The organism is Halomonas sp. PAMB 3232, assembly GCF_031954225.1.
Lineage (GTDB): Bacteria > Pseudomonadota > Gammaproteobacteria > Pseudomonadales > Halomonadaceae > Vreelandella.
Genome location: NZ_CP134865.1, coordinates 922,272 through 944,912, shown reverse-complemented (window position 1 = coordinate 944,912; position 22,641 = coordinate 922,272). Strand labels below are relative to the sequence as shown.

Annotated in this window: 19 protein-coding genes; 11 read left to right on the top strand and 8 right to left on the bottom strand. The window is 60.4% G+C overall.

The genetic code is table 11. The annotated features are described in order from the left end of the window. Positions 1-71: 71 nt before the first annotated feature. A complete protein-coding gene (locus RN346_RS04395; RefSeq protein ID WP_311960319.1) occupies positions 72-2,030 on the bottom strand; it encodes a ligand-gated channel protein in 1,959 nt (652 codons plus the stop codon). A 201-nt stretch (positions 2,031-2,231) separates the two neighbouring features. Here RN346_RS04395 and RN346_RS04390 point away from each other — a divergent pair, with 201 nt between their 5' ends. The 5 genes from RN346_RS04390 (at position 2,232) to RN346_RS04370 (ending at position 8,284) form a co-directional block, all read left to right on the top strand. Beyond that, complete coding sequence (locus RN346_RS04390) at positions 2,232-3,146, top strand: LysR family transcriptional regulator (protein WP_311962244.1); 915 nt, start codon at positions 2,232-2,234, stop codon at positions 3,144-3,146. A gap of 108 nt (positions 3,147-3,254) precedes the next feature. Next, the gene (locus tag RN346_RS04385) at positions 3,255-4,130 is read left to right on the top strand and encodes an AEC family transporter (protein ID WP_311960318.1); all 876 of its coding nucleotides are present in this window, start codon (positions 3,255-3,257) and stop codon (positions 4,128-4,130) included. Positions 4,131-4,201: 71 nt separating this feature from the next. Then, positions 4,202-5,368: a PQQ-dependent sugar dehydrogenase gene (locus RN346_RS04380; protein ID WP_311962243.1), complete on the top strand. Its 1,167-nt coding sequence runs from the start codon at positions 4,202-4,204 to the stop codon at positions 5,366-5,368. 58 nt (positions 5,369-5,426) lie between these two features. Next, positions 5,427-6,875, top strand: a complete 1,449-nt coding sequence (locus tag RN346_RS04375; protein ID WP_263584796.1) for an ATP-binding protein — start codon at positions 5,427-5,429, stop codon at positions 6,873-6,875. 11 nt (positions 6,876-6,886) lie between these two features. Then, complete coding sequence (locus RN346_RS04370; RefSeq protein WP_263584797.1) at positions 6,887-8,284, top strand: sigma-54 dependent transcriptional regulator; 1,398 nt, start codon at positions 6,887-6,889, stop codon at positions 8,282-8,284. A 78-nt stretch (positions 8,285-8,362) separates the two neighbouring features. Here the strand turns inward: RN346_RS04370 and RN346_RS04365 are convergent, their stop codons facing one another. Next, entirely contained in the window at positions 8,363-8,557 is a 195-nt protein-coding gene (locus tag RN346_RS04365; protein ID WP_263584798.1) for a hypothetical protein, read from the bottom strand. 278 nt (positions 8,558-8,835) lie between these two features. Next, positions 8,836-9,273 carry a hypothetical protein gene (locus tag RN346_RS04360; RefSeq protein WP_311962242.1) on the bottom strand — a complete coding sequence of 146 codons (438 nt, stop codon included), beginning with the start codon at positions 9,271-9,273 and terminating at the stop codon, positions 8,836-8,838. 428 nt (positions 9,274-9,701) lie between these two features. Between RN346_RS04360 and RN346_RS04355 the strand changes: the two genes are divergently transcribed. The 5 genes from RN346_RS04355 (at position 9,702) to RN346_RS04335 (ending at position 16,647) form a co-directional block, all read left to right on the top strand. Then, positions 9,702-10,904: a glycine betaine/L-proline ABC transporter ATP-binding protein gene (locus RN346_RS04355; protein ID WP_311962241.1), complete on the top strand. Its 1,203-nt coding sequence runs from the start codon at positions 9,702-9,704 to the stop codon at positions 10,902-10,904. Then, positions 10,904-11,740 (top strand): proline/glycine betaine ABC transporter permease, encoded by an 837-nt coding sequence (locus RN346_RS04350; RefSeq protein ID WP_263584801.1) that lies wholly within the window; start codon positions 10,904-10,906, stop codon positions 11,738-11,740. The genes RN346_RS04355 and RN346_RS04350 overlap by 1 nt, the downstream gene beginning before the upstream one ends. Before the next feature lie 164 nt (positions 11,741-11,904). Further along, positions 11,905-12,774 carry a glycine betaine ABC transporter substrate-binding protein gene (locus RN346_RS04345; protein ID WP_263584802.1) on the top strand — a complete coding sequence of 290 codons (870 nt, stop codon included), beginning with the start codon at positions 11,905-11,907 and terminating at the stop codon, positions 12,772-12,774. A 173-nt stretch (positions 12,775-12,947) separates the two neighbouring features. Next, complete coding sequence (locus RN346_RS04340; protein WP_409335784.1) at positions 12,948-14,588, top strand: BCCT family transporter; 1,641 nt, start codon at positions 12,948-12,950, stop codon at positions 14,586-14,588. A gap of 418 nt (positions 14,589-15,006) precedes the next feature. Beyond that, positions 15,007-16,647 carry a BCCT family transporter gene (locus RN346_RS04335; RefSeq protein WP_311962240.1) on the top strand — a complete coding sequence of 547 codons (1,641 nt, stop codon included), beginning with the start codon at positions 15,007-15,009 and terminating at the stop codon, positions 16,645-16,647. A 109-nt stretch (positions 16,648-16,756) separates the two neighbouring features. On the opposite strand, the gene RN346_RS04330 is transcribed toward RN346_RS04335, so the two are convergent. The 3 genes from RN346_RS04330 to RN346_RS04320 all read right to left on the bottom strand — a co-directional run bounded on the left by RN346_RS04330 (position 16,757) and on the right by RN346_RS04320 (position 19,970). Beyond that, a complete protein-coding gene (locus RN346_RS04330; RefSeq protein WP_263584805.1) occupies positions 16,757-17,482 on the bottom strand; it encodes a 3'-5' exonuclease in 726 nt (241 codons plus the stop codon). A 10-nt stretch (positions 17,483-17,492) separates the two neighbouring features. Continuing rightward, on the bottom strand, positions 17,493-19,394 hold the full coding sequence (locus RN346_RS04325; protein ID WP_263584806.1) for a DUF294 nucleotidyltransferase-like domain-containing protein: 1,902 nt from the start codon (positions 19,392-19,394) through the stop codon (positions 17,493-17,495). 183 nt (positions 19,395-19,577) lie between these two features. After that, positions 19,578-19,970: a DUF4168 domain-containing protein gene (locus RN346_RS04320; RefSeq protein ID WP_263584807.1), complete on the bottom strand. Its 393-nt coding sequence runs from the start codon at positions 19,968-19,970 to the stop codon at positions 19,578-19,580. Positions 19,971-20,101: 131 nt separating this feature from the next. Between RN346_RS04320 and RN346_RS04315 the strand changes: the two genes are divergently transcribed. Continuing rightward, complete coding sequence (locus RN346_RS04315) at positions 20,102-21,043, top strand: DMT family transporter (RefSeq protein WP_311962239.1); 942 nt, start codon at positions 20,102-20,104, stop codon at positions 21,041-21,043. Here the strand turns inward: RN346_RS04315 and mtgA are convergent. Further along, positions 21,025-21,741 (bottom strand): monofunctional biosynthetic peptidoglycan transglycosylase, encoded by a 717-nt coding sequence (gene mtgA / locus RN346_RS04310; protein WP_263584809.1) that lies wholly within the window; start codon positions 21,739-21,741, stop codon positions 21,025-21,027. The genes RN346_RS04315 and mtgA overlap by 19 nt on opposite strands. Before the next feature lie 10 nt (positions 21,742-21,751). Then, positions 21,752-22,606, bottom strand: a complete 855-nt coding sequence (gene fghA / locus RN346_RS04305; protein WP_263584810.1) for an S-formylglutathione hydrolase — start codon at positions 22,604-22,606, stop codon at positions 21,752-21,754. Positions 22,607-22,641 lie beyond the last annotated feature (35 nt).

Here is a 22,641-nt window from a genome sequence, read left to right as displayed (position 1 = left end):
GAAGGTAGCCGTTTGAGATGAAGCGCCAAGGATTTTAAAAGCAAGCTTTAAAAGAGCGCTTCGAAAGAGCCTTAAAAGTCGACGTTCAGGCCCAGCCAGAAGCGGCGGCCGTCTTCGGCGTAGCTGTAGTCGTCGGGGCGGATCGTCTTGTCGAACAGGTTGTAGATACCGGCACTCACCGTGGTGGTGTCGTTCAGATCATAGCCAAAACCGGTATCGACGAGGGTATAGGACGGCGCGACCAGCGAGCCCGAGGAGCGACCGCCGGTGGGCTGGCTCTCTTCGCCGCGGTAGGTGACCCGCGTCCAATGGCTCAGTTGGCTGTCGATCTGCCAGTCGAGCGAGGCGGCCACTTCGTGCTTGGGCAGCTGGGTCAGCGGGTTGCCCTCGAACTCGCCGCTTTTCTGCTCGGAGTCGGTGTAGGTGTAGCTGCCGCTGAGCGAGATCGCGTCGGTGATCGGCGCGCCGAGGCTCGCCTCCACGCCCTGGGTGACGGCCTCATCGACGTTCACGCGGTAGGTCGGGTCGCTGCCGAAGTCGTTGGCGCCGTCCGGGCAGACCGCGATCGGGCAGCCGATACGGGTGATCTTGTCGTCGAAATCGTTGTGGAACAGCGTGAAGCTGCCGTTGAGGCCGGCTTCGTCGCCGTAGAGCAGCGCGATCTCCTTGTTGAGCGAGGTTTCGGGCTCGAGATCCGGATTGCCGTAGATATTACCGCCGCGGCTGACCTGCCCCCAGCCGGGGGTGATTTCACGCAGCGCCGGGGCGCGGAAACCGGTGGAAACGCCGCCTTTCAACGTCCAGTCCGGCGTCATGTTCCAGACGCTGTAAAGCCTGGGGCTTAGGTGGCTGCCGAAGTTCTCGTCCTTGTCCAGACGCAGGCCACCGGTCAGCGCCCAGGTGGGCGCGAGCATCCACTCGTCCTCGGCGAACAGCGCCCAGCGGTACTGGTCGATCTGTTCGAGATCGGAAATCTGGTTGGTGGTGCCGTCGTCGAGCTCCTCTTCTTCGTAGCTCGCCCCGACGGTGACCATGTGCGCACCCAGCGGTAGTACCGCGGTGGATTTCGCCGTGGTGTTGGTGATCTCGATTTCGCGCGAATCGTTTTCGCTGCTTTCCCGCTGCAGGTAGGTTTCCGTGGTGCCCCAGCCGAAGCTGCCGCTGTGGGTCAGCGCAACGTGCTCGTGGGTGTACTCGTTGAAGCTGTCGGTGCATGGCCCGCGGCAGCCCTCGGCGGGGGCCGATTTGCCGACCCGGGAGCGGCGATCCTGTTCGGTCACGCCCGCCTCGAGGCTGAAATCGTGATTGTCGCTGGCGTCCAGGCTCAGCTTGGCGGTCAGGCTCTGCAGGCTTCGCTCCTCGTAGCCGTCGACGATGTCGTCCTCGTCGCGCTCGGAGGCGCGGCCATACACCTCGAGCCCGAGAATATCCTGCACCAGCGGGCCGCCGGCGTAGAAGTTGGCCTGGCGGCTGTCGCCGGACTCGCTGTTCTCCTGAATGACGGTGTCGATCTGTACGTTGCCGTGCCAGCTGTCGGCCACGGTGCGGGTGATCACGTTGATGACCCCGCCGATGGCGTCGGAGCCGTACAGGGTCGACATCGGTCCGCGCACGACTTCGATACGCTCGATCGCCTGCAGCGGCGGCAGCCAATCCTGCTCGAAACCGCCGCTGCCGTTGGGTCGCGTCTCGCGGGTGTTTTGTGGCCGACCATCGACGAGAATCAGGGTATATTCAGAGGGCATGCCGCGAATCGAAATATCGTTACCGTTATCCCCGGCGCCCCCACCGGTCACGATGAGCCCGGGTACGTTACGCAGCGCGTCGGTGACATCCTGATAATGACCGCGCTCGATATCCTCACGGCTGAGCACGCTGATGGACGCAGGGGCATTGGTGATTTGTTGCTCGAAGCCGGCCGCCGTGACCACGACATTGTTCAACGAGGTGCTTTGCTGGGCCCAGGCCGGGACGGCGACCAAAGAGGAGATCGCGCTCGCCAGCAGCGTTTTGCGCAAGGGGAATGACATGACGCAGTTCCTATGAAGATCCGGATATCGTAATAGTGTTATCGTTTTCTGAATGCTAATAATTAGCATTCAAATACTCTCACATCCATTCACGCCCGTGGGGGAACGTGGCGTTGCCGGAACCGCAACACAAATCGATCTTATTTTCATTTATGAGCATTACTGGCACAATGTGACTCTTTTGCTCGCGGGCCCGCTTTCATGTACGACTTCGACGAACTCAACGCTTTTTCGGATGTCATGGCGACCGGCAGCCTGACCCGCAGCGCCCAGCGCATGGGGGTGGCCAAATCCACGCTGAGCCGGCGCATCAGCCAGCTCGAGTCGCGCCTGAACCAGCCGCTTCTACGCCGCCAGGCGAACCAGCTGACGCCTACCGAAGCCGGGCTTCTTTTTCATGGGTACTGCACGGAGCTTTTAACGCTGGCCAGGCAAAGCCAGGAGGCGCTGTCGGAGCTTCGTGAGGAGATCAGCGGCAAGATCACGCTGGAGGTTCACGGCGCGCTTGCCCGCAACTGGGTCTCCAAAGTCGTGGATATCTTTCTGGACCGCCACCCGGGGATCGAGTTGACGCTTCAGAGCCGGGAAAGGCCGTCCACGACGCTTCAAACCAACAGCGTACATATCTGGCTTGGCGCGCTCGACGAAAGCGGGCTGAACCAGGAGCGCCTGGGTCAGCTCACCCGCGGGCTTTACGCAAGCCCGCGCTATCTGGCCCAGGCGCCCATGCTTGCTCACCCAAGTGATCTGGATCACCACGCCTGGATCGATCTGCTCGACACCGACACGACGCGCCTGCCGCTTTATCACGCCAGCGCCCCGGAGTACGTGTTTTCGCCGCCCCGCTCACGGCTCAGGGTGGATCAGACGCTGATCCACGTGGACGCGATCGCCAGCGGCCAGGGTATCGGGCTTTTGCCGCACTGGATCGTCAATCAGCGCGAAATGCACCACCCCGGCGAGCTGGTACCGTGTTTGGCGGGCTGGGAGCCCCAGCCGCTGCCGGTGTCGATGCTCTACGCCTTTGGCCACCACTCGCGCCGGGTCAGCGCCCTGTTGAGCTGCCTGCGCGAGCACGTGCCGCACCAGTGGCAGGCGCCGCCGCTGTTCGCCTAGCGTTTTCGCCCGGTGTTAGCGTTTGGCGGCAGTGCGATCACCGGGAAACCTTGCCAGCTAACGACCCGATTGATGACAATAGGCGTTTACGCTTGCCAGGAACGCTCCATGCTCGTTGAACTGTTCGCCGTGATGGCTCCGGTGCTGGCCGGTGCCGGCCTTGGTTTTTTCTGGGTGCGCCTGGGCTACCCCTACCCGATCGAATTCGTCACCCGGCTGGTATTCAACGTTGGAACGCCGGCGTTGGTGCTGGCTTCGCTTGCCGGCGCCTCGATCGATGCCCACACCTTCGGCAAGACCATGCTGGCCGCCGCGCTGGTCATCAGCCTGATGGGCATGGCGTCCTTTGGCGTGGCCAGGCTTTTGCGCCGCGACTGGAAAGTGCTCATCGCGCCCATGATGTACCCCAACACCGGCAACATGGGCCTGCCGGTGGTGCTCTACGCGTTTGGCAGCGCCGGCTTCGTCTATGGCATCACCGTCATGGTGACCGTCTCGCTTTTTCAGTTCACGATAGGCGCCATGCTCTCGAGCCGGGGTAATCCGCTCAAGACGCTGGTCAAAACGCCGACGGTCTACGCCATTTTGATCAGCATGGCGCTGATGCTCACCGACACGGCGCTGCCTGGCTGGATCGCCAACACCGTCGATCTGATGTCCGGCTTTACCGTACCGCTAATGCTGATCACCCTCGGCGTGTCGCTGGCGAGCATCCGGGTCGACAACCTGCGCTCGGGGCTCGGCTTTAGCCTGGTGCGCATTCCGCTGGCCGCCGTCACGGCCTGGCTGGTGGCCGAGCTTTTAAATCTGCCGGCACTGGCGCAGATGATTCTGGTGCTGCAAATGTGCATGCCGGTGGCGGTGTTCAACTATCTGTTCGCTCAGCGTGCCCAGCGCGAACCGGTCTACGTGGCAAGCCTGGTGTTCTGCTCGACGCTTTTGGCGCTTTTCTATCTGCCTGCATTGCTGGCGTTTATGATGTAGCGTGTAGGGAACCTGTTCGCACACGCGCAGTCACTGCTGGATCGACGTCAAACCCTGGTCGGAGAGCTCTCATGTTCTACCCCGCTGCCCCGTTGTCCTCGTCCCTTCGCCGCGCCTTTGGCGTTCTGGGTGGGCTTGTGCTTTTAACCGGCGCCGGTAGCGCCCAGGCCGAAATGACCCATGAAGCCGTTGCAACCGACGCCGTCACGTTCTCGATCGAGCGCGTAGCCGATGGCCTGACTCGCCCCTGGGCGGTCGCGTTTCTACCCGACGGGCGGTATCTGGTGAGCGAACGAAGCGGCGCGCTCAATCTGGTGGATGATCAGGGTCATATCGAGGCGCTCGAGGGCATGCCCGAGGTCAGCACCCAGGGCCAGGGCGGGCTTCTGGATGTAGTGCTCCATCCGGCGTTTGGTGACGGCGAGCACGACTGGATCTACTTCACCTGGAGTAAACCGGATCAAAACAGCACGCGCACGGCGCTTTCGCGGGTGCGCTGGGAAGGCGATGGCCTGGGCGAGCTCGAGCACCTGTTCGAGCAGGACCGGGCCTCGGGGCCCGGGCGTCACTACGGCTCGCGGCTGGCGTTTTTGGACGACGGCACGCTGGTCATGAGCGTCGGCGATCGCGGCTCCGACCCAACCCGTGCCCAGGCCCGCGACGACCACGCCGGCTCTACCCTGCGCCTGACCGAGACCGGCGGCGTACCGGCAGACAACCCGTTCGTCGATGACGGCGCCACGCTCGATGAAATCTATACGCTGGGCAATCGCAACATCCAGGGCATGACCGTTCGCGACAACGGCGAGCTTTGGGTATCCGAGCACGGCCCGCGCACCGGCGACGAGCTGAACTTGATCCAGCCCGGCGAAAACTATGGCTGGCCGGAGGTCACGCTGGGCAACGATTACGCCACCAACGAGCCGCTGGGCGTCGACTCAAAACCGGGCATGACCGGCCCGGCCGTCGCCCTCGAGGGCCGCTTTGCGCCGTCCGGGCTTGCCGAGGTGAACAGCGAGCGCTTTACCGCCTGGCAGGGCAACCTGCTGGCCGGCGGCCTTTCCAGCGAAAAGCTCGAGCGCTTCGTGATCGAAAGCGGCCGCGCCGTGGAGAGCGAGGTGGTGCTCGAAGGTGAAGTCGGGCGCATTCGCGACGTGCGCCAGGGCCCGGACGGCGGCATTTACCTTTTGACCGACAGCGACCAGGGCGGGCTTTATCGCTTGCTGCCGACCGACTGACTGACGCTTGAATGACTTTTAACGGCTTTTAATAACACTTGGCGGCGACGGACACGCGATGCGCTTACGCAATTTAATGATTCTGACGGTCATCGTGCCACTGTTCGTGGCGCTGGTGGTGTTCAGCTTCGTGGCGATCAAGGCGCTCGAGGACAACGTGCGCTCGAAGCTTCAAACCGAGGTCGAAATCATTACCCGGGCGCTGAGCACCTCGCTGAGCTACGCCGTCGCCCGCGAAAGCGCCGCGCCGCTGGAAGAGGCGCTGCAGTCGGCGTTCTCGTTTCACCGGATCTACGGCGCCTACGTGTTCGATGTGCAGGGCCGGGAGATCTACGGGCTGGGCCTTGGCAAGAATCTTTTCACCCCGGACGAGATTCAAAGCGTGATCTCGCGGGACGATCTTTACAGCAACTACCGCCAGCACGACGGCTGGACCTACTACTCGGCGCTGATTCCACTGCGCACCCAGGACGGCACCGTCTACGGCGTGCTGCAGGTCAACCGACTCAACACCGGCATCGAGAACTACACGGGGTTTATCAGTATCGTGGCGGTGCTGGTATTCATCATCGGCGCCGGCGGTATCGTACTCAGTATCTGGTGGGGGTTTCGTCGCTACATCGAGCGGCCATTGAACCAGCTACTGCGCGTCATGCTGCTGGTCGAGGATGGCGACCGGCGTCAGCGCGCAAGCGTCGAAGGGCCAGCAGAGTATCGCCGGCTGGCCTCCGGACTCAACGGCATGCTCGACGCCATGGCCGAGAAGGACCGCGACATCGATGCCCGCCGGGAGCGCGAAATCGAACTCGAAAAGCGCCTGCGTAAATCCAAAAAACTCGCCGAGCTTGGCGTGCTGGCCGCCGGGGTCGCCCATGAGATCGGCGCGCCGCTGACCGTCATCAACGGCCAGGCCCAGCGCCTGGCGCGGCGCGACGTCATCGGCGACGACGAGCGCGCCCGGCTCGGGCGTATTCGCGGCGAGGTCGAGCGCATCGTCGAGATCGTGCGCCAGCTCATGGAGCTTGGCCGACAGCACAACGTGGAGAAAGAGAAGCAGTCGCTCGATCACCTTATCACCAGCGCAAGCCAGCTGGTGGAAGAGGAGTTGGAGCCCCGCGGCATCCGGCTGGACGTCAAACTTCCTACTCCACCGCTTTGGGTCATGGTCGACGGCCAGCAGGTCGTGCAGGTGCTGACCAATCTGCTGCGTAACGCCGCCCAGGCGCCGGAGGTTAGCCTTATCCGGGTTCGCGCGCAGGAGAACAGCCGTGAAATGACGCTTTGGGTCGAGGACGACGGCCCGGGCATTCCGGTATCGCACCATCAGCAGGTGTTCGATCCGTTTTTTACCACCAAGCCCGTGGGCCAGGGTAGCGGGCTGGGGCTTTCGATGGTACACCGCATTATCAATGATCACGGCGGGACGATTGGCGTGTTCGACAGCGCCCTCGGGGGAGCAGGATTTGAAATCACCCTCCCCTTGAGTGAAGACACCGCATCCGCTTGAGGAAAACGTTTGTGACCGAACAGGAACACGCTTTACCGCTTCTGGTCGTCGAGGACGACCCCGCCATTCGCGAACTGCTCGAAGAGGAGCTCAATGACGCCGGCTACACCACGCTTGGCGTACCGAGCGCCGAAGAGGCCGTGGCGCTTTTGAGCCACACGCCGGTGGCGATGATGATCACCGACGTGCGCTTGCCGGGCATGTCCGGTATCGAGCTATTGCAACAACTTCGCCAGAGCGGCTCGGAGCTTGGCATCATCGTGATTACCGCCTTTGGCACCATCGACCAGGCGGTCGAGGCACTCAAGCTCGGCGCCAATGACTTTCTCACCAAGCCACTGGATCTGGACGCCATTCGCGAGGCGGTTTTTCGCGTGCTGGAGCGCCAACGCCTGGCGCTTTCTCACGATGCCGAGCTTACCCACTTTCACGGCATCGTGGGCAAAAGCCCGACCATGCAGGGGCTTTTCCACGACGCCTCCAGGCTTGCCAAAAGCAGCGCGCCGATCCTCATTCTGGGCGAAAGCGGCACCGGCAAGGAGCTTTTGGCCCGCGCCATTCACCAGGAAAGCCCGCGCCATGATGCGCCCTTCGTGCCGGTCAACTGCGCCAGCATTCCCGCCGACCTGATGGAGAGCGAATTCTTTGGCCACATAAAGGGCGCCTTCACCGGTGCCAACGAAGCGCGTAAGGGGCTTTTTCAAAGCGCCCAGGGCGGCAGTCTGTTTCTCGACGAAATCGGCGAAATGCCGATCAACCTGCAGGCCAAGCTTTTGCGCGCGCTGCAGGAGAAAACGATTCGCCCGGTAGGCGGCGAGCGCGAAGAGCCGGTGGATGTGCGCATCATCGCCGCGACCCACCGCGATCTGGACAAGGAGATCGAGGCGCAGAATTTCAGAAGCGACCTGTTCTATCGTCTGGAGACCTTTTCACTGCGCATTCCGCCGCTTCGCGAGCGCGGCAGCGACATCGAGCATCTGGTATTTGCGCTGATCGACAAGCACGCCGACGCTCAGGGCAAGCAGATCGAACAGATCGAGCCCGAGGCGCTAAATACGCTGTTGAGCTACTCCTACCCGGGCAACGTACGTGAACTCGAAAACGCGATCATGCGCGCCGTCACCCTCAGTGAAGAGGGCGTGTTACAGCATGGCGATCTGCCGGAGCGGCTTCGCGATCACGTCAGTGCTCAGTCGGACGCCGAGTTTACCCCAACGCTCAGGGGTGAAGTGCTGTCGGGCACCCAGACACCCGCCCCGGCGCCCGCCCGCTGGCCAAGCCTTGAGGAGGTCGAAAAGCGCTATATCCGCAAGGTGCTCGAGGCGACTGGCGGCAACAAGCGGCGCACTGCCGAAGTGCTGGGTATCGCCCGCCGCACGCTCTACCGCCGTCTCGAGGATGACAGCTAGTCATGCGTTGATGGCCAAAAAATGGCCAGACAGTCGCGGCTGTCTGGCCATTGGGAGATCAAAACCGCCCGTGTTCGATTAGACGCCGTCACTCGGCGTTTCGCCGGCATCGTCGTTGGACATCGGGCCCGTGCCCATGGGCTGCTGCTCCTCGGGCTCGGCGTCCGGGTTGGGCGCGTCGGGTTCGCCACAGCCGGTAAGGCCGAGCGCACCAAAGGCCAGCAGAGCGCTTAACAGCAGCGCTTTAAAACGGTCGCCACGTTGTTGTGCCATGTGTCTTTCTCCTTGACCTTGTGAAGTCGCGTTCCTTGAAGCGATCTGCCCGTACAGAGCCTCTTAAACCTAGCGCTGACGCCTGGTTTTTGCCAGTGCCGCAAACGTTTCAAACGCCTTTCTCCTCCCATGAGTACAAAAAAACCCCCGCAGGCGCGGGGGTAATGGTAATGAAGCATTGAGCGCAGCCGCAGGGAACGAACAGCCCGCTCGATTCATTACCGTAGGGAGCGGTCATCTAACCCGGTCTGTTCACCGGGTCGATCTACCAAGTCGATTTACTGGGTGGTTTCGTCGTCGCGTTCGCCGTCGCCCGGTGCAGAGCCCGGCATCGGCTCGGTACCGTCACCAAAACCGGGATTCTCTTCCGGGTCCTGATCGTCCATGGCGCCTTCGCTACTGGGCATCGGCTCCTGCGAGGTCGTGGCGTTACTTTCAAGGCCCGGGTCGCTCATCGCCGGGTCGTCGGCCATTGCCGGGTCGTTACTCATGGCCGGGTCATTGGCCATACCGGGCTCTTCATTCACGGCCGGGTCGTTCGCGGTCCCACCCTGCTCCATGGTCTCGGGCTGCTGGGCCGGCGGCATCTCATCTTCATCGTCGCCGCCGCAACCGGCAAGCGTCAATGTGCTGGCAGTCAGCAGCATGCCAAGGGCAACGAGCGATTTGCGTTTGAACATCGGTTTGCCTTGTTTTTCCATAAAACGTTTATCCATAAAGCCTGCCTCCATTGAATCCAGCGAGCTAGTCAGGCTGCCATTCCTGGCAATTGCGTCGAATCCTTCGACCCTGAATCTTCAACGCGTGTCGTTGAAAGTGGAGTTACACAAGTCGTGCCACTGCAGCACTGAATTTTAATTTTTAAATAAAAATCAATAATTTATAAAAAATTACCCCGACCTTTTGGATTAATCTATGCTAATGGGAGACAGGCACAAAATGACACATGTAGCGTTAGTTCACCGTGTCGACCGGGCGTTGTGACACATCGATGCGACTTATGTATAATAATTTTTAATAATACAGCTGGTAATCGTTAATTTACTTTTATGATCTCCGGGAAACCGTGGCAGGCCCCTGTCTTCAAAGCCTGCGCGTTAGAGAGATAGCCAACGATAAATCACACCATAAAAAGGTTCGATTAATGGATGAAACACGTCCTGTCAAAATCAAGGTTCGTAATTTAAGCAAGGTATTTGGGAAACAGCCAAAAAAAGCACTCGAGCTACGCGACCAGGGCCTCAAACGCCCGGAGATACTCGAGCAGACCGGACAAACGTTGGGCCTTTCCAACATCACCTTCGACGTTTACGAAGGTGAACTTTTGGTCATCATGGGGCTTTCGGGCTCCGGCAAGTCCACCCTGATTCGCTGTTTGAATCGCCTGATCGACTCCACCGAAGGCGAGATCGTCATCGATGACGAGAATATTCCGTCGCTTGGCGAGAAGAAGCTTCTTGAGTGTCGTCGTCGCCATTTCTCCATGGTGTTTCAGAACTTTGCGCTTTTTCCCCACCGCACCGTTCAGCAAAACGCTGAATTTGGCCTCGAGATTCGCGGCGTCGACAAGGCCGAGCGCCGCGAGCTTGGCTACAACTCGTTGCAGCAAGTGGGGCTGGGCGGTTGGGAAGATGCCTATCCCCACCAGCTTTCCGGCGGTATGCAACAACGCGTGGGGCTAGCGCGGGCGCTGGCCAACGATGCCAGCGTCCTGCTGATGGACGAGGCGTTCTCCGCGCTCGACCCGTTGATCCGCAAGGAGATGCAGCAGGAGCTTTTGCAGCTTCAAACGCGCATGCAGAAAACCACCGTGTTCATCACCCACGATCTGGACGAGGCGCTGTCGATCGGTGATCGCATCGTGCTCTTAAAAGATGGCGAAGTGGTCCAGATTGGTACACCGGAAGAAATTCTCACCAAGCCCGCCGACGACTACGTGCGCCGCTTCATCGAAGGGGTGGACCGCTCGCGTATTTTGACCGCCGAGAGCGCCATGCGCCCGGTGCGCACCAGCATTCGTGACACCGACGGCCCGCGCGTAGCACTTCGCCGCATGCGCGATTACAGCATCGACTCCATCTACGTGACCGACCGCGACCGCCGCCTCAAGGGGCTGTTGGAGGCGGACGCCGCCAGTCAGGCCATCGAAGCCGGTGACGAAACGCTGGATGCCTACCTCACCCAGGATTTCCGTCTGGTCACCCCACAGGAGCCCCTGCAGCACCTGTTCGCCATGTTTAGCGAAAAAGGCTTTCCAGTCGCCGTGGTCGACGAGGAGAAGCGCCTTCTGGGCGTTGTCGTCAAGGGCGCAGTACTGGATGAACTGGCACGAGCAGGAGATCAGTAATGGACAACCTTCCCCGTATTCCCCTGGGCAATTGGATCGAAACCGCACTGCGCTGGCTGACCAGCGAGTACTCGGTCGTCACCCGCGCGATTTCACGCGTGACTCAAACCGGTATCAGTAGCCTGAACGACGCCCTGATGTGGCTACCCGAGTGGGCGCTGATGGCGCTCATCGCCCTGCTCTGCTGGCGGCTGGCGAGCCCGCGCCTGGCAATCGGCGCGGTAGCGGGTCTGGCGCTAATCTGGAACATGGATCTCTGGAACCCGATGATCGAAACGCTGACGCTGGTGGTGATCGCCACGCTCGTGGCGGTCGTCATCGCGCTTCCCATCGGCATCCTGGCGGCACTTTCCGACCGGCTTTACAAGGTGATCATGCCGATTCTGGATTTCATGCAGACCATGCCGGCGTTCGTCTACCTGATTCCAGCGATTCCATTTTTCGGTATCGGCGCGGTATCGGCGATTTTCGCTACCGTGATCTTCTCCATGCCGCCGGCCATACGCTTCACGACGCTCGGCATTCGCCAGGTCCCGACGGATTTGATCGAGGCCGCCGATGCCTACGGCGCCACGCGCAGTCAAAAACTCTTCAAGGTGCAGCTGCCGCTGTCGCTGCCCACGGTGATGGCCGGTATCAACCAGACCATCATGCTGGCGCTGTCGATGGTGGTGATCGCCGCGATGATCGGCGCTGACGGGCTTGGCAGCGAAGTGTGGCGTGCCATTCAGCGCCTGCGCCCGGGCGATGGTTTCGAGGCCGGTATCGCGGTCGTCATTCTGGCCATGCTGCTCGACCGTTTGACTCAGGCGCTACGTAAATCAAAGCGTCAATGAGGCCATGGCCTTATCGCGCGGGCGCGCAAAACTTGAAGCCCACGCTATAAGCCACCATGCTTGGGAAGCCAAAACCAGCGCTCTCGCGCGGTTTGGCTTCTCATAAGATGAAGGCTTTTTTTGCCTTTTATAAAAGTGTTACGCATTCAAAAAAGGGAAACAGCATGAAAACACGCATCAATCGTTCTGTTCGTCTTGCCACGCTCGGGCTCATGACTGGCAGCGCCCTGCTCGCCGGCGGCTTTGCTCAGGCCCAGGAGCAAGGCACGGTCAACCTGGCCTACGTCGAATGGTCCTCCGAGGTCGCCTCCACCAACGTGATCGCCGCCGTGCTCGAGCAGCAAGGCTATGAGGTGAACATGACCTCGCTCTCCGCGGCGGCCATGTTCCAGGCACTTTCGACCGGCGATGCCGACGCGATCGTCGCGGCCTGGCTTCCCACCACCCACGCCGACTACATGGAGCGCATTGGCGGCGACGTCGAGGACCTGGGCCCAAATCTGGACGGTACCAAGCTTGGTCTGGTCGTTCCCGAATACACCGAGGTGAACTCGATCGATGAGCTCAACGACAACGCCGAGCTGTTCGACGACGAGATCATCGGCATCGACCCCGGTGCCGGCCTGATGGGGCTGGCAGAGGAAGCCGTTGATACCTATGATCTTGATCTTCGCCTGCGCAGCGGTAGCGACGCGACCATGGTGGCGGCGCTGGATAACGCCATCAACAACGAAGAAGACATCGTCGTGACCAGCTGGACACCGCACTGGATGTTCGCCCGCTGGGACCTCAAGTACCTGGACGACCCGGAAGGCGTGTTCGGCGGCGCCGAGCAGATCCATACCGTGGTTCGCAACGGCTTCGAGGACGACATGCCCGGCGCCTACGCCATTCTGGACGCCTTCGAGTGGACCCCGGAGCAGATGGGCGAAGTCATGCTCATGAACCAGGAAGACGGCAGCGACCCCTATGAAAACGCCAAGCAGTGGGTCGAAGAGAACCAGGACGTTGTCGAGCAGTGGCTCGATTCGTAATCGCGACCGTGGCCCGGCCCAAGCGCCGGGTTAACAAAAGGCTTGTACAAACAGTTTGTACAAGAGGGGTGTTTCTTATACAACTGACGGGCAGGCGCTTCGCGACCTCGTTTTACCCGGCATCCCTTTGGTCGTACACCTAGCGAATTCGATTCAACATGGAGAAAGATCGAGTGGAAAACGAAAAACCCAATCAGCCCAAGGAAGAGCCGGTCGGTGAGGGTATCCCCTCCCCGGACGGGCCAGCGAACCTCATCGATACCGATTACGTTATCGGTCAGGATAACTTCACCGCCGAAAAAATGGGCTTGAGGCTCGACCTCCACGGTAAAGTCTTTACCATTTCGTCTATCGTCGTGACGCTGTTCGTCGTGTTGACGCTGGCGCTTCAGGACAATATTTCGTTCATCTACGATGCCATCTTTGGCTTTTTGACCGGCAATCTGTCCTGGTTCTTCATTCTTACCGCCAACGTTTTCGTCATCCTGTGCCTGGGCCTGATCGTCTCGCCGTTAGGTAAAATTCGCATTGGCGGTGCCAACGCCAAACCGGATTTTACCTACATGGGCTGGTTTTCGATGCTGTTCGCCGCGGGCATGGGCATTGGCCTGATGTTCTTTGGCGTCAGCGAGCCGCTGACCCACTTCGGTACCTCCATCGAGGGCGGCAGCGGTGCACCGCTTTCCGGCGCCGAAGGTGACGCTGCGGGCGCGACGGCGCTGGCCATGGCCGCGACCATCTTCCACTGGGGCCTGCACCCGTGGGCGATCTATGCCGTCGTTGCACTGTCGCTTGCGCTTTTTGCCTTCAACAAGGGCCTACCGCTCTCCATGCGCTCGGTGTTCTATCCAATTCTGGGCGAGCGCGTGTGGGGCTGGCCGGGCCACTGCATCGATATTCTGGCAGTATTCGCCACCCTTTTCGGTCTCGCCACCTCGCTGGGCTTGGGTGCCACTCAGGCCGCCGCGGGCCTCACCTATCTTTTCGGCGCGCCGGAAAGCGACATCACCATGATTCTTTTGATCGTGGGTATCACCTGCGTGGCGATCTGCTCGATCGTGGCTGGCGTGGATAAGGGCGTTCAGCTGCTGTCCAAGATCAACATCGCCCTGGCCGCCGGACTTTTGTTCTTCGTGATCGCCGTTGGCCCGACGCTGTTCATCGCCACTGGCTTCTTCGAGAACCTGTTCAACTACGTCGTCAATCTGCCGGCGCTCTCCAACCCCTTCGGCCGTGAAGACGTTGGCTTCACTCATGGCTGGACTGCCTTCTACTGGGCCTGGTGGATCTCCTGGTCTCCGTACGTCGGCATGTTCATCGCCCGCGTATCGCGCGGCCGCACGGTACGTGAATTCCTGATCTCGGTATTGATCGTCCCGTCCGTCGTCTCGGTTCTCTGGATGACCACCTTCGGGGGTACTGCGATCGATCAGTACGTAAGCCAGGGCATCGAAACGGTGCGCGACGCCGGCGTCGACCTGCAGCTCTTCTTGATGTTGGAACAGCTGCCGCTGTCGGATATCACCTCCTTCATCGCTATCGTGCTGGTGATCGTGTTCTTCGTGACCTCATCGGACTCCGGTTCGCTGGTCATCGATTCGATCACCGCTGGCGGCAAGGTCGACTCGCCGATCCCCCAGCGTGTGTTCTGGGCCTCCATCGAGGGTGCGATCGCCATCGCGCTGCTGCTCGGCGGTGGCCTGACGGCGCTGCAAACCATGGCGGTCTCTACCGGCCTGCCCTTCGCGTTTATCCTGCTGGTGTCGTGCTACGCCATCATCAAGGGTTTGATGAGCGAACCCAAGGCGGTTTAATCGCAAGCCGTACGAAAACGGGCAGCCTCAGGGCTGCCCGTTTTTTTACGTGCGGTGAAAATGGCGCCAACGTGCGGTCAGGCAGGGCCCGGGAGTCCATGACCGGCCTGGGTTCTGTCTGAAAAGCCGGCGAGCGAAGACAGGACAAGGCAAAAATGGGCGAAGAAACGGAGTTTACAGTGAGTAAATGAGTATTCTGAGCAAATTTTTAACGCCGTATTGTCGAGCGCAGGCACTTTTTAGACAGAACCTGGTGAAAAGCCGTACCGTCCGTCAGGTAACCAACGCGTTTACGAATTAATTTTTTTTACAAACCATATTCATGGAGGCGCAAAAGTATAATTATTGTTAATATACTGCGCAACAAACACGACACGCCGTCAAGGCGTGTTTTTTTATGCAAAGCACAGAGGTAGCCGTGGACAAGCAAGAACCCAATCACTCATCGGACGAGCCGGCGTCAGACGGTATACCCGCCCCCGAAGGGGCAGCGAATTTGATCGATACCGACTACGTCGTGGGTCAGGACAACTTCACCACCAACAAGATGGGGATCAACCTCGACCTTCACGGTAAGGTATTTAGTATCTCCGCCGTGATCGTGCTGCTGTTCGTGGTATTGACGCTGGCGCTGCAGGATACCATTGCGCCCGTCTACGACGCCATTTTCGACTTTCTGACCGGCAATCTTTCCTGGTTCTTTATCGCCGTGGCCAATGTTTTTGTCATTTTATGCATTGGTTTGATTTTCTCGCCGCTGGGCAAGATACGCCTGGGGGGAACCAACGCAAAGCCTGACTATACCTACATGGGCTGGTTTTCGATGCTGTTTGCCGCCGGTATGGGCATCGGCTTGATGTTCTTTGCAGTCAACGAGCCGCTCACCCATTTTGGCACCTCTTTTGATGGCGACGGCTGGGCGCCTCTGGGCGGTGCCGAGGGAGATACGGCGGCGGCGACGTCGCTTGCCATGGCCGCCACTATCTATCACTGGGGTCTGCACCCCTGGGCGATCTACGCCATCGTGGCCCTTTCGCTGGCGCTGTTCTCGTTCAACAAGGGGTTGCCGCTTTCGATCCGCTCGGTGTTCTACCCCATTCTTGGCGAGCGCGTTTGGGGCTGGCCCGGGCACGTGATCGATATTCTAGCAGTGTTCGCCTCGCTCTTTGGTTTGGCAACGTCGCTGGGGCTCGGTGCCAGCCAGGCCGCGGCGGGGCTATCGTATCTGTTCGGCGCGCCGGAAAGCGATATCACCATGATCCTTTTGATCGTGGGCATCACGATGTTGGCCATCGCTTCGCTAGCGGCCGGTGTCGATAAGGGCATGCAGCTTCTGTCCAAAATCAACATCGTGATGGCGGCGGCGCTTTTGTTCTTCGTGATCGCCGTTGGCCCGACACTGTTCATCCTGACCGGCTTTTTCGAGAACCTGTGGAGCTACGCGGCCCACTTCCCCGCCCTTTCCAATCCTTTTGGTCGTGAAGATGCCGACTTCAGCCAGGGCTGGACCACCTTCTACTGGGCCTGGTGGATCTCCTGGTCTCCGTACGTGGGCATGTTCATCGCCCGCGTCTCACGGGGCCGCACGGTTCGCGAATTCCTGATTTCCGTTTTGATCATTCCATCCATGGTATCGGTACTCTGGATGACGACCTTTGGCGGCACGGCCATCGATCAATACATCAACCAGGGCATCAGCGCCGTGCGCGATGCGGGTGTCGATCTGCAGCTGTTTTTGATGCTGGAGCAACTGCCGCTTTCGCAAATCACCTGCTTCGTGGCGATCCTGCTGGTCGTTTTCTTCTTCGTGACCTCTTCTGATTCGGGCTCTCTGGTAATCGACTCGATCACCGCCGGCGGCAAAATGGATGCTCCGACGTCGCAGCGGGTATTCTGGGCAATCATCGAAGGCGCGATCGCCATTGCGCTGCTGCTCGGCGGCGGTTTGACCGCGCTGCAAACCATGGCGGTCTCCACCGGCTTCCCCTTCGCGCTCATCCTGCTGGTGGCCTGCTACGCCATCATCAAGGGGCTGATGAGCGAGCCCAAGGCGGTGTAATAATAAGGCAATATGATCCAGGGTCGTTCCAGCGCTAGCGCTACGACAACGGGCAGCCAAAGGGCTGCCCGTTTTTTTATGCCTGAATGTCTTGGCGCTTGTGCTGGTTTTAACACCAAAAGGTCTTGAGCAGCGTATCGCGGGAATAGCGGTGCGCGACCTGCGCTTGAAAGAGCTCGGCGGTGGCCAGCGCGTCGGTCAGCGCGTGGTGGCCCTGGTAGGTGGGAAGCCCGTAGCGCTGACGGCTGGCATCCAATCGAATGGAGACCGGCGGACGGCCCAGCCAGCGGCGAAACCGTGACCAGAGCGTTTGACGGTGAAGCCTTGCCTCCAGCGACATGGTGTCGATCATGGGAAACAGCACCCCTTCGCCGCGGCGTGACTTCACCGCCGCGTCCAGAAACGGCCGCTCGATGTTGCGAAAATGCACCACGACGAGCCTTCCTGCCAGCTCGTCGAGCAAGGGCTCGAGCACCTCGTCCAGATCCGGCGCATCGCTGACCTCCGAGTGGGTGATGTGGTGATACGTCACCGACTCCTCGCTCAAGGGCCGGGGCGGCTTGACCACCCAGTAGCGCCGGCTGGAGAGCGGGATACGATCGAGCGTGAAGTGGATCAAGCCGATGCTGACGATGGCGTGGCGGCGCTCGTCGAGCCCGGTGGTCTCCATATCCAGTGCCACCATGGGCACTTCCGAGATGGGCGTGTCCGGACCAGGAAGCTCGGTGTCGAAAAAGCGCTTCAGGGCGTCGTCCTGAGCGACCGCGCTTCGCTTTTTCATGTAGCCATTCCAGTCGGCCTGATTGACGCGCTGGCGCGGGCGTATTCCTTTCATGGTGACGTCCTTAGCGCTGGGCCGGAATGGGGTAGCGAAACTTCAAGAACTTCTGCGCATTGCTCAACACCTGGAAGGCGTCCTTGAGGGTGTGGCGCTCGCTGTCGTCGACGTTTTCCGGCTCGATGTTGTTGTCCGGCTCGCGCTCCTCCTGAAGGTCGATCATCTGGTGGCGAAGCCTGGACATGTGCAGAAACTCGAGCGCGTAGCTGAGCTTGTCGCTCACCCCCGAGGCGAGCAGCTGGGTGTTGTCGATATCGTTCAGGCGCTGGAAGCTGTTTTGCGCCTTGGAGCCGCAGGCCAGCGCGTGGACGCGAATCAGATCCACCATCGGTGCGGTGCCGCGGCGCTTCAGGTTGATGGAGTTGTTGTGCTTGCCGTCCTTCTCCATGACGATGGTGCGGAAAAACCCGAGCGGCGGCGTGCGGTTGAGCGCGTTTCGCGCCATGGCGGCGAGAAAGCGCGGCGCCTGTGGCGCGCGCTGGGCGATCAAGTCCTGCAGCGTTTCCACGTAATGGTCCTCGCCGTAAATGCTGTCCAGATCGAAAAAGATCGAGCTGTGAAGCAGCTTCTCCGGCGTCGGGTTGGCGATCCACTCTTCGAAGTAGCCCTTCCAGACGTGCAGCGGCTGGCGCCACTGACGGTTGGTCGCCATGATATCGCCTTTGCAGTAGGTGTAGCCGCAGGCGTCCAGCCCGTCGCTGACGATCTTTGCCAGCGCCTTGAAGTACTCGTCGTGCTGCTCCGGGTCGAAGCGGTCCGACAGGATCAGGGCGTTGTCCTGGTCGGTGACGATGCCCTGCTCGTTGCGCGCCATGGAGCCGTTGACCATGAAGCAGTACGGCACCGGCGGCGGGCCGAGCTCCTCCTCGCCAAGCTCCAAAAGGCGCCGGGTGAAGCTTCGCCCGATCGTCGACAGCGCGCTCCCCACCATGACCGAGTTAGCGCCCTCCTGCAGCATGCGCACGAAGGCGGCGCGCACGTCCGAGGCGAGTCGCGCCAGGCCCTGAACGCTTGACTGGTTGAAGATATTGCTCACCAGATAGAGCCCGCTGTGGGTTTCGTAACGGATGATATCGGACAGATGCACCACCCCGACCGGGCGCTGGCGGTAGAGCACCGGTAGATGGTGGACGTTGCTGCGCAGCATGATCAGCATCGCCTCGTACACCGAGGCGTCGGACTGAACCGTGATCAGGTGATCGGACACCACGTCGCCCACCTGGGTTTGCGGCGAGAGGCCCTTGGCCACCACGCGGTTGCGGAAATCGCTGTCGGTGAGGATGCCGCACATCTGCCAGGTCTTGCCCTCGCTGTCCTTGAAACTGTAGCGCGGGTTGTCGCTGCCCTCGTTGATCACCAGTACCGCCGAGGCCTGGGCCTGGCCGACCTGAATCGCCGCATCCTGAACGCTGATGGTCGACTCCACCATGACCGGATAGCGTGTGACCAGCTTACGAATCCGGGTGACCATCATGTCGTTGGATTTTTTTTGCTGCTGCGCGACGCTTTCAAGGCGCGGGCGCTCGAGCTCGACGAAGTCGGCAAAATCCTCGTCTTCTTCACAAAGGCGCTGAAAAATGTCCTTTGGGATGAAGTACATCAGGGTGTCTTCGATGGCGGTGGCCGGAAAACGCACGCGATGATTACGCAAAAGGCTGAAATGACCGAAGATATCGCCTTCGCCCAAGCGGTTATAAAGCTCGCCCCGGCGACGATAGACCTCGACTGCGCCGCTTCGGATATAGCAAAGCTCGTCGAGCACTTCGTTGAGTTTCAAAACCTCGGTGCCGGTCTTGAAGTAGCGTATCTCGACACTTTCGGCGATCGCGTCCAAAAGCTCGTCGGACAGCCCGTCGAAGGGGGGAAACTGCCCCATGTGCTGGCGTATTTCCCACAGTTCCACATCCATAATGACTCCTCGGTGAAGCGCTCGCCCGTTTGGCACCAAGTTTGGCGGCATATCCCTGGCCGGTAAAGCGGGGCACACAAAAAAGCCCGGCGAAAAACGCCGGGCTTTTTAAGCTCAGAACCTGCTTGACGCCTTAAAGAGCGCGCCCGACACTGAACCGGTCGGGGCTTGGCGTCGGTCTCATCAGGACTGGCTTGCCATCTCTTGAACGCGCTGCATCATTTCCGGATCCTGCTGGATGGACTGGCCGATGGCGTTGAACGTGTCGACGTCCAGACCGCTACCTTCAACCACTTCGATCATGCGCTCGTTGGCTTCAGCGCGAACTTCCTGTTGAGCGGACTCGTCTTCTGCTTCCTGCAGGCGCTGTGTGTACTCTTGCGAGATCACGGCGATTTCTTGAGAAGCATCGGCGAACTGCTGTAGCTGCTCGTCAGAAAAGTCCTGCGTCGGAGCGGCTTGTTGGGTGGCCGCGGAATCCTGCGCTGGCTCTTGTTCCTGCTGGGCCTGAGCAGTACCTGCCATCAAACCGGTTGCAAGAAGTGCAGCTGAAAACAAGGCAGTCAATCGTTGCATGGTAAGAAACCTCTTTGCGCGTTATGTATGTGGTGACTCAGACGCAGCGCGCTCCAACAGGTTCAATTTTTAGTGTAATTATAAGTAACAGTAAGTTAATAAATGAAAAAATCCATTCCTGAAGGTGAGCCATGCGCTTCTCGACCGATGCTACGCCCCGCGCGCGAATAGCGCACGCCGGACTGACGACCATGCCATTTGTGTTCGTACTGCTTTGGAGCACCGGCTTCATTGGCGCCAAGTTCGGCCTACCCTACGCCGAGCCCTTCACCTTTTTGTTCATTCGCTTCGTACTGACGCTGTTGCTGCTGGTTCCGCTGGCCTTCGTCATGAAGGCACCCTGGCCGCACGCGACCGCGCTTTGGGCGCACATTGGCGTTTCGGGGTGTTTGGTGCATGGAGCGTACCTGGGCGGAGTGTTTTACGGCATCTATCTGGGCATGCCGTCGGGGCTTGCCGCGCTACTGGTGGGGCTTCAGCCGCTGTTGACGGCACTTTTGTCAGGCCCTTTTTTAGGCGAGCGTCTCACATACTGGCAGTGGCTGGGGCTTTCGCTGGGGCTTGTCGGCATCGCACTGGTACTGGGCAGCAAGCTGGAGTCCGGCCGGCAACTTTTTGATGGTTTCGGTTTTGATGCACTGGCGTGTGTGCTCGTTGCCCTGTTGGGTATTTCACTGGGCACGCTTTACCAAAAGCGCTTCTGTACGCAAATGGCGCTTCTTTCCGGCACGGTGATTCAGTATCTGGCGGCGGGAGCGCTGCTGGGGGTCGGGGCGCTTTTGTTTGAAATCCGCGAAGTGACGCTGGCGCCGACGTTTCTACTGACTCTCGGCTGGCTGGTACTGGTGCTGTCGATCGCCGCCATTCTGCTCTTAATGGCGCTGATCCGCCAGGGCGAAGCGTCGAAAGTGGCGAGTCTGTTCTATCTGGTGCCGCCGGTCACGGCGCTACAGGCGTGGTGGCTGTTTGACGAACGGCTGCCGCTATTGGGCCTTTTGGGTATGGTCGTGGCCATTGTCGGGGTGATGCTGGTGATCCAGCGCTCGCCACCGGCTCAAAGCCGCTCCAAATAGCCCACCCCGCCCAGGTTTCGCATCTGACGGCGAATCCACTGGCTGCGCCGCTCGACCTGGGCATCCGGGCGGGCGGCGCTTCTGTTGCGCGGGTCGGGCAAAATCGCCGCCAACAGGCTCGCCTGGCGCTCGGTCATCGCACTGCCCGAGGCGCCGAAGTAGTGATCCGCCGCAGCCTCGAGCCCGAATACGCCGGTATCCCACTCGGCCACGTTCAAGTACACCTCGAGAATGCGGGTCTTGCTCCAGAAGGTCTCGATCAACAGCGTAAACCAGGCCTCGAGCCCCTTGCGCAGCCAGCTTCGTCCGCTCCAGAGAAATACGTTCTTGGCGGTTTGCTGGCTCAGGGTGCTCGCCCCTCGCAGGCGTGAGCCGTCCTGGCTTGCCTGCCAGGCGCGCTTGAGTTCGACGAAATCGAAGCCGCGATGCTCGGGAAAGCGCTGATCCTCCGCAGCGATGACAGCGAGCTTGGCATTGCTCGAGAGCTCATCGAAACTGCGCCACTGATGGGTGATGGTGATTGGCTCGCCGGCGATGATGCTCTGAATCTTGCGCTCGACCATGACCATCGATCCCGGCGGCGGCACCACCTTGAACAGCAACACCAGCGCGACCGAGAGCACCACGAAGGCCAGCGCGCCACGCCAGACGATACGCCAGAGTCGTTCAAGCCAGCGGCGCAGCGCGCGATTGAGCATTACAGAATCCTTAGCGTTTCATGAGATGCTGCGCATGATAGCGCAAATGCTCTTCGATGAACGAGGCAATGAAGAAGTAGCTGTGATCATAGCCTGGCTGACGACGAAGCGTGAGCGGGTGATCGTGCTCTTCGCACACGGCTTCCAGACGCTCGGGCATGAGCTGCTCTTCCAAAAACTGGTCGGCATCACCCTGGTCGATGAAAAGGCGCTGGCGCGAGGCGCCGTTGGCCACCAGCTCGCAGGCGTCGTACTGGCGCCAGCTCGATTCATCTTCGCCAAGGTAGTTCGTGAACGCTTTCTTGCCCCAGGGGCAGTTCATTGGGTTTACCACCGGCGAGAAGGCCGATACCGAGCTGAAGCGGCCAGGATGGCGCAGCGCCAGAATCAGCGCGCCGTGGCCGCCCATGGAGTGGCCGCTGATCGACTCGCGTCCGTTGACCGGAAAGTGCTGGCGCACCACCGACGGAAGCTCCTCGACCACGTAATCGTACATGCGGTAGTGGCTTTTCCAGGGTGCCTTTGTGGCGTTGACGTAGAAGCCGGCGCCGGAGCCGAAGTCATAGCTTTCGTGCTCGCCGGGCAGGTCGGTTTCCCGGGGGCTCGTATCCGGGCAGACGATGGCGATGCCAAGCTCGGCGGCCACGCGGTGAGCACCGGCTTTCTGCATGAAGTTTTCGTCGTTACAGGTGAGCCCGGAGAGCCACCAGACCAGCGGCACGCGCTCGTTTTCGGCCTGCGGCGGCAGGTAGACGGCGAAGACCATATTGCAGTCCAGTGCCCGCGAGTAGTGGCGGTAGCGCTTGTGCCAGCCGCCGAAGCTTCTGTTGGCAGACACAAGTTCCAGGGTTTCGCTCATGCTCATGAGTGCGCTCCTGACGATGAAAACGCGGCGGGAAA

Coding starts and splice junctions, on each gene's coding strand:
- RN346_RS04365 (WP_263584798.1), bottom strand. CDS start 8,557: ATGGCACAACAACGTGGCGACCGTTTTAAAGCGCTGCTGTTAAGCGCT.
- RN346_RS04390 (WP_311962244.1), top strand. CDS start 2,232: ATGTACGACTTCGACGAACTCAACGCTTTTTCGGATGTCATGGCGACC.
- mtgA (WP_263584809.1), bottom strand. CDS start 21,741: ATGCTCAATCGCGCGCTGCGCCGCTGGCTTGAACGACTCTGGCGTATC.
- RN346_RS04380 (WP_311962243.1), top strand. CDS start 4,202: ATGTTCTACCCCGCTGCCCCGTTGTCCTCGTCCCTTCGCCGCGCCTTT.
- RN346_RS04360 (WP_311962242.1), bottom strand. CDS start 9,273: ATGGATAAACGTTTTATGGAAAAACAAGGCAAACCGATGTTCAAACGC.
- fghA (WP_263584810.1), bottom strand. CDS start 22,606: ATGAGCATGAGCGAAACCCTGGAACTTGTGTCTGCCAACAGAAGCTTC.
- RN346_RS04395 (WP_311960319.1), bottom strand. CDS start 2,030: ATGTCATTCCCCTTGCGCAAAACGCTGCTGGCGAGCGCGATCTCCTCT.
- RN346_RS04330 (WP_263584805.1), bottom strand. CDS start 17,482: ATGAAAGGAATACGCCCGCGCCAGCGCGTCAATCAGGCCGACTGGAAT.
- RN346_RS04345 (WP_263584802.1), top strand. CDS start 11,905: ATGAAAACACGCATCAATCGTTCTGTTCGTCTTGCCACGCTCGGGCTC.
- RN346_RS04355 (WP_311962241.1), top strand. CDS start 9,702: ATGGATGAAACACGTCCTGTCAAAATCAAGGTTCGTAATTTAAGCAAG.
- RN346_RS04320 (WP_263584807.1), bottom strand. CDS start 19,970: ATGCAACGATTGACTGCCTTGTTTTCAGCTGCACTTCTTGCAACCGGT.
- RN346_RS04385 (WP_311960318.1), top strand. CDS start 3,255: ATGCTCGTTGAACTGTTCGCCGTGATGGCTCCGGTGCTGGCCGGTGCC.
- RN346_RS04315 (WP_311962239.1), top strand. CDS start 20,102: ATGCGCTTCTCGACCGATGCTACGCCCCGCGCGCGAATAGCGCACGCC.
- RN346_RS04375 (WP_263584796.1), top strand. CDS start 5,427: ATGCGCTTACGCAATTTAATGATTCTGACGGTCATCGTGCCACTGTTC.
- RN346_RS04325 (WP_263584806.1), bottom strand. CDS start 19,394: ATGGATGTGGAACTGTGGGAAATACGCCAGCACATGGGGCAGTTTCCC.
- RN346_RS04350 (WP_263584801.1), top strand. CDS start 10,904: ATGGACAACCTTCCCCGTATTCCCCTGGGCAATTGGATCGAAACCGCA.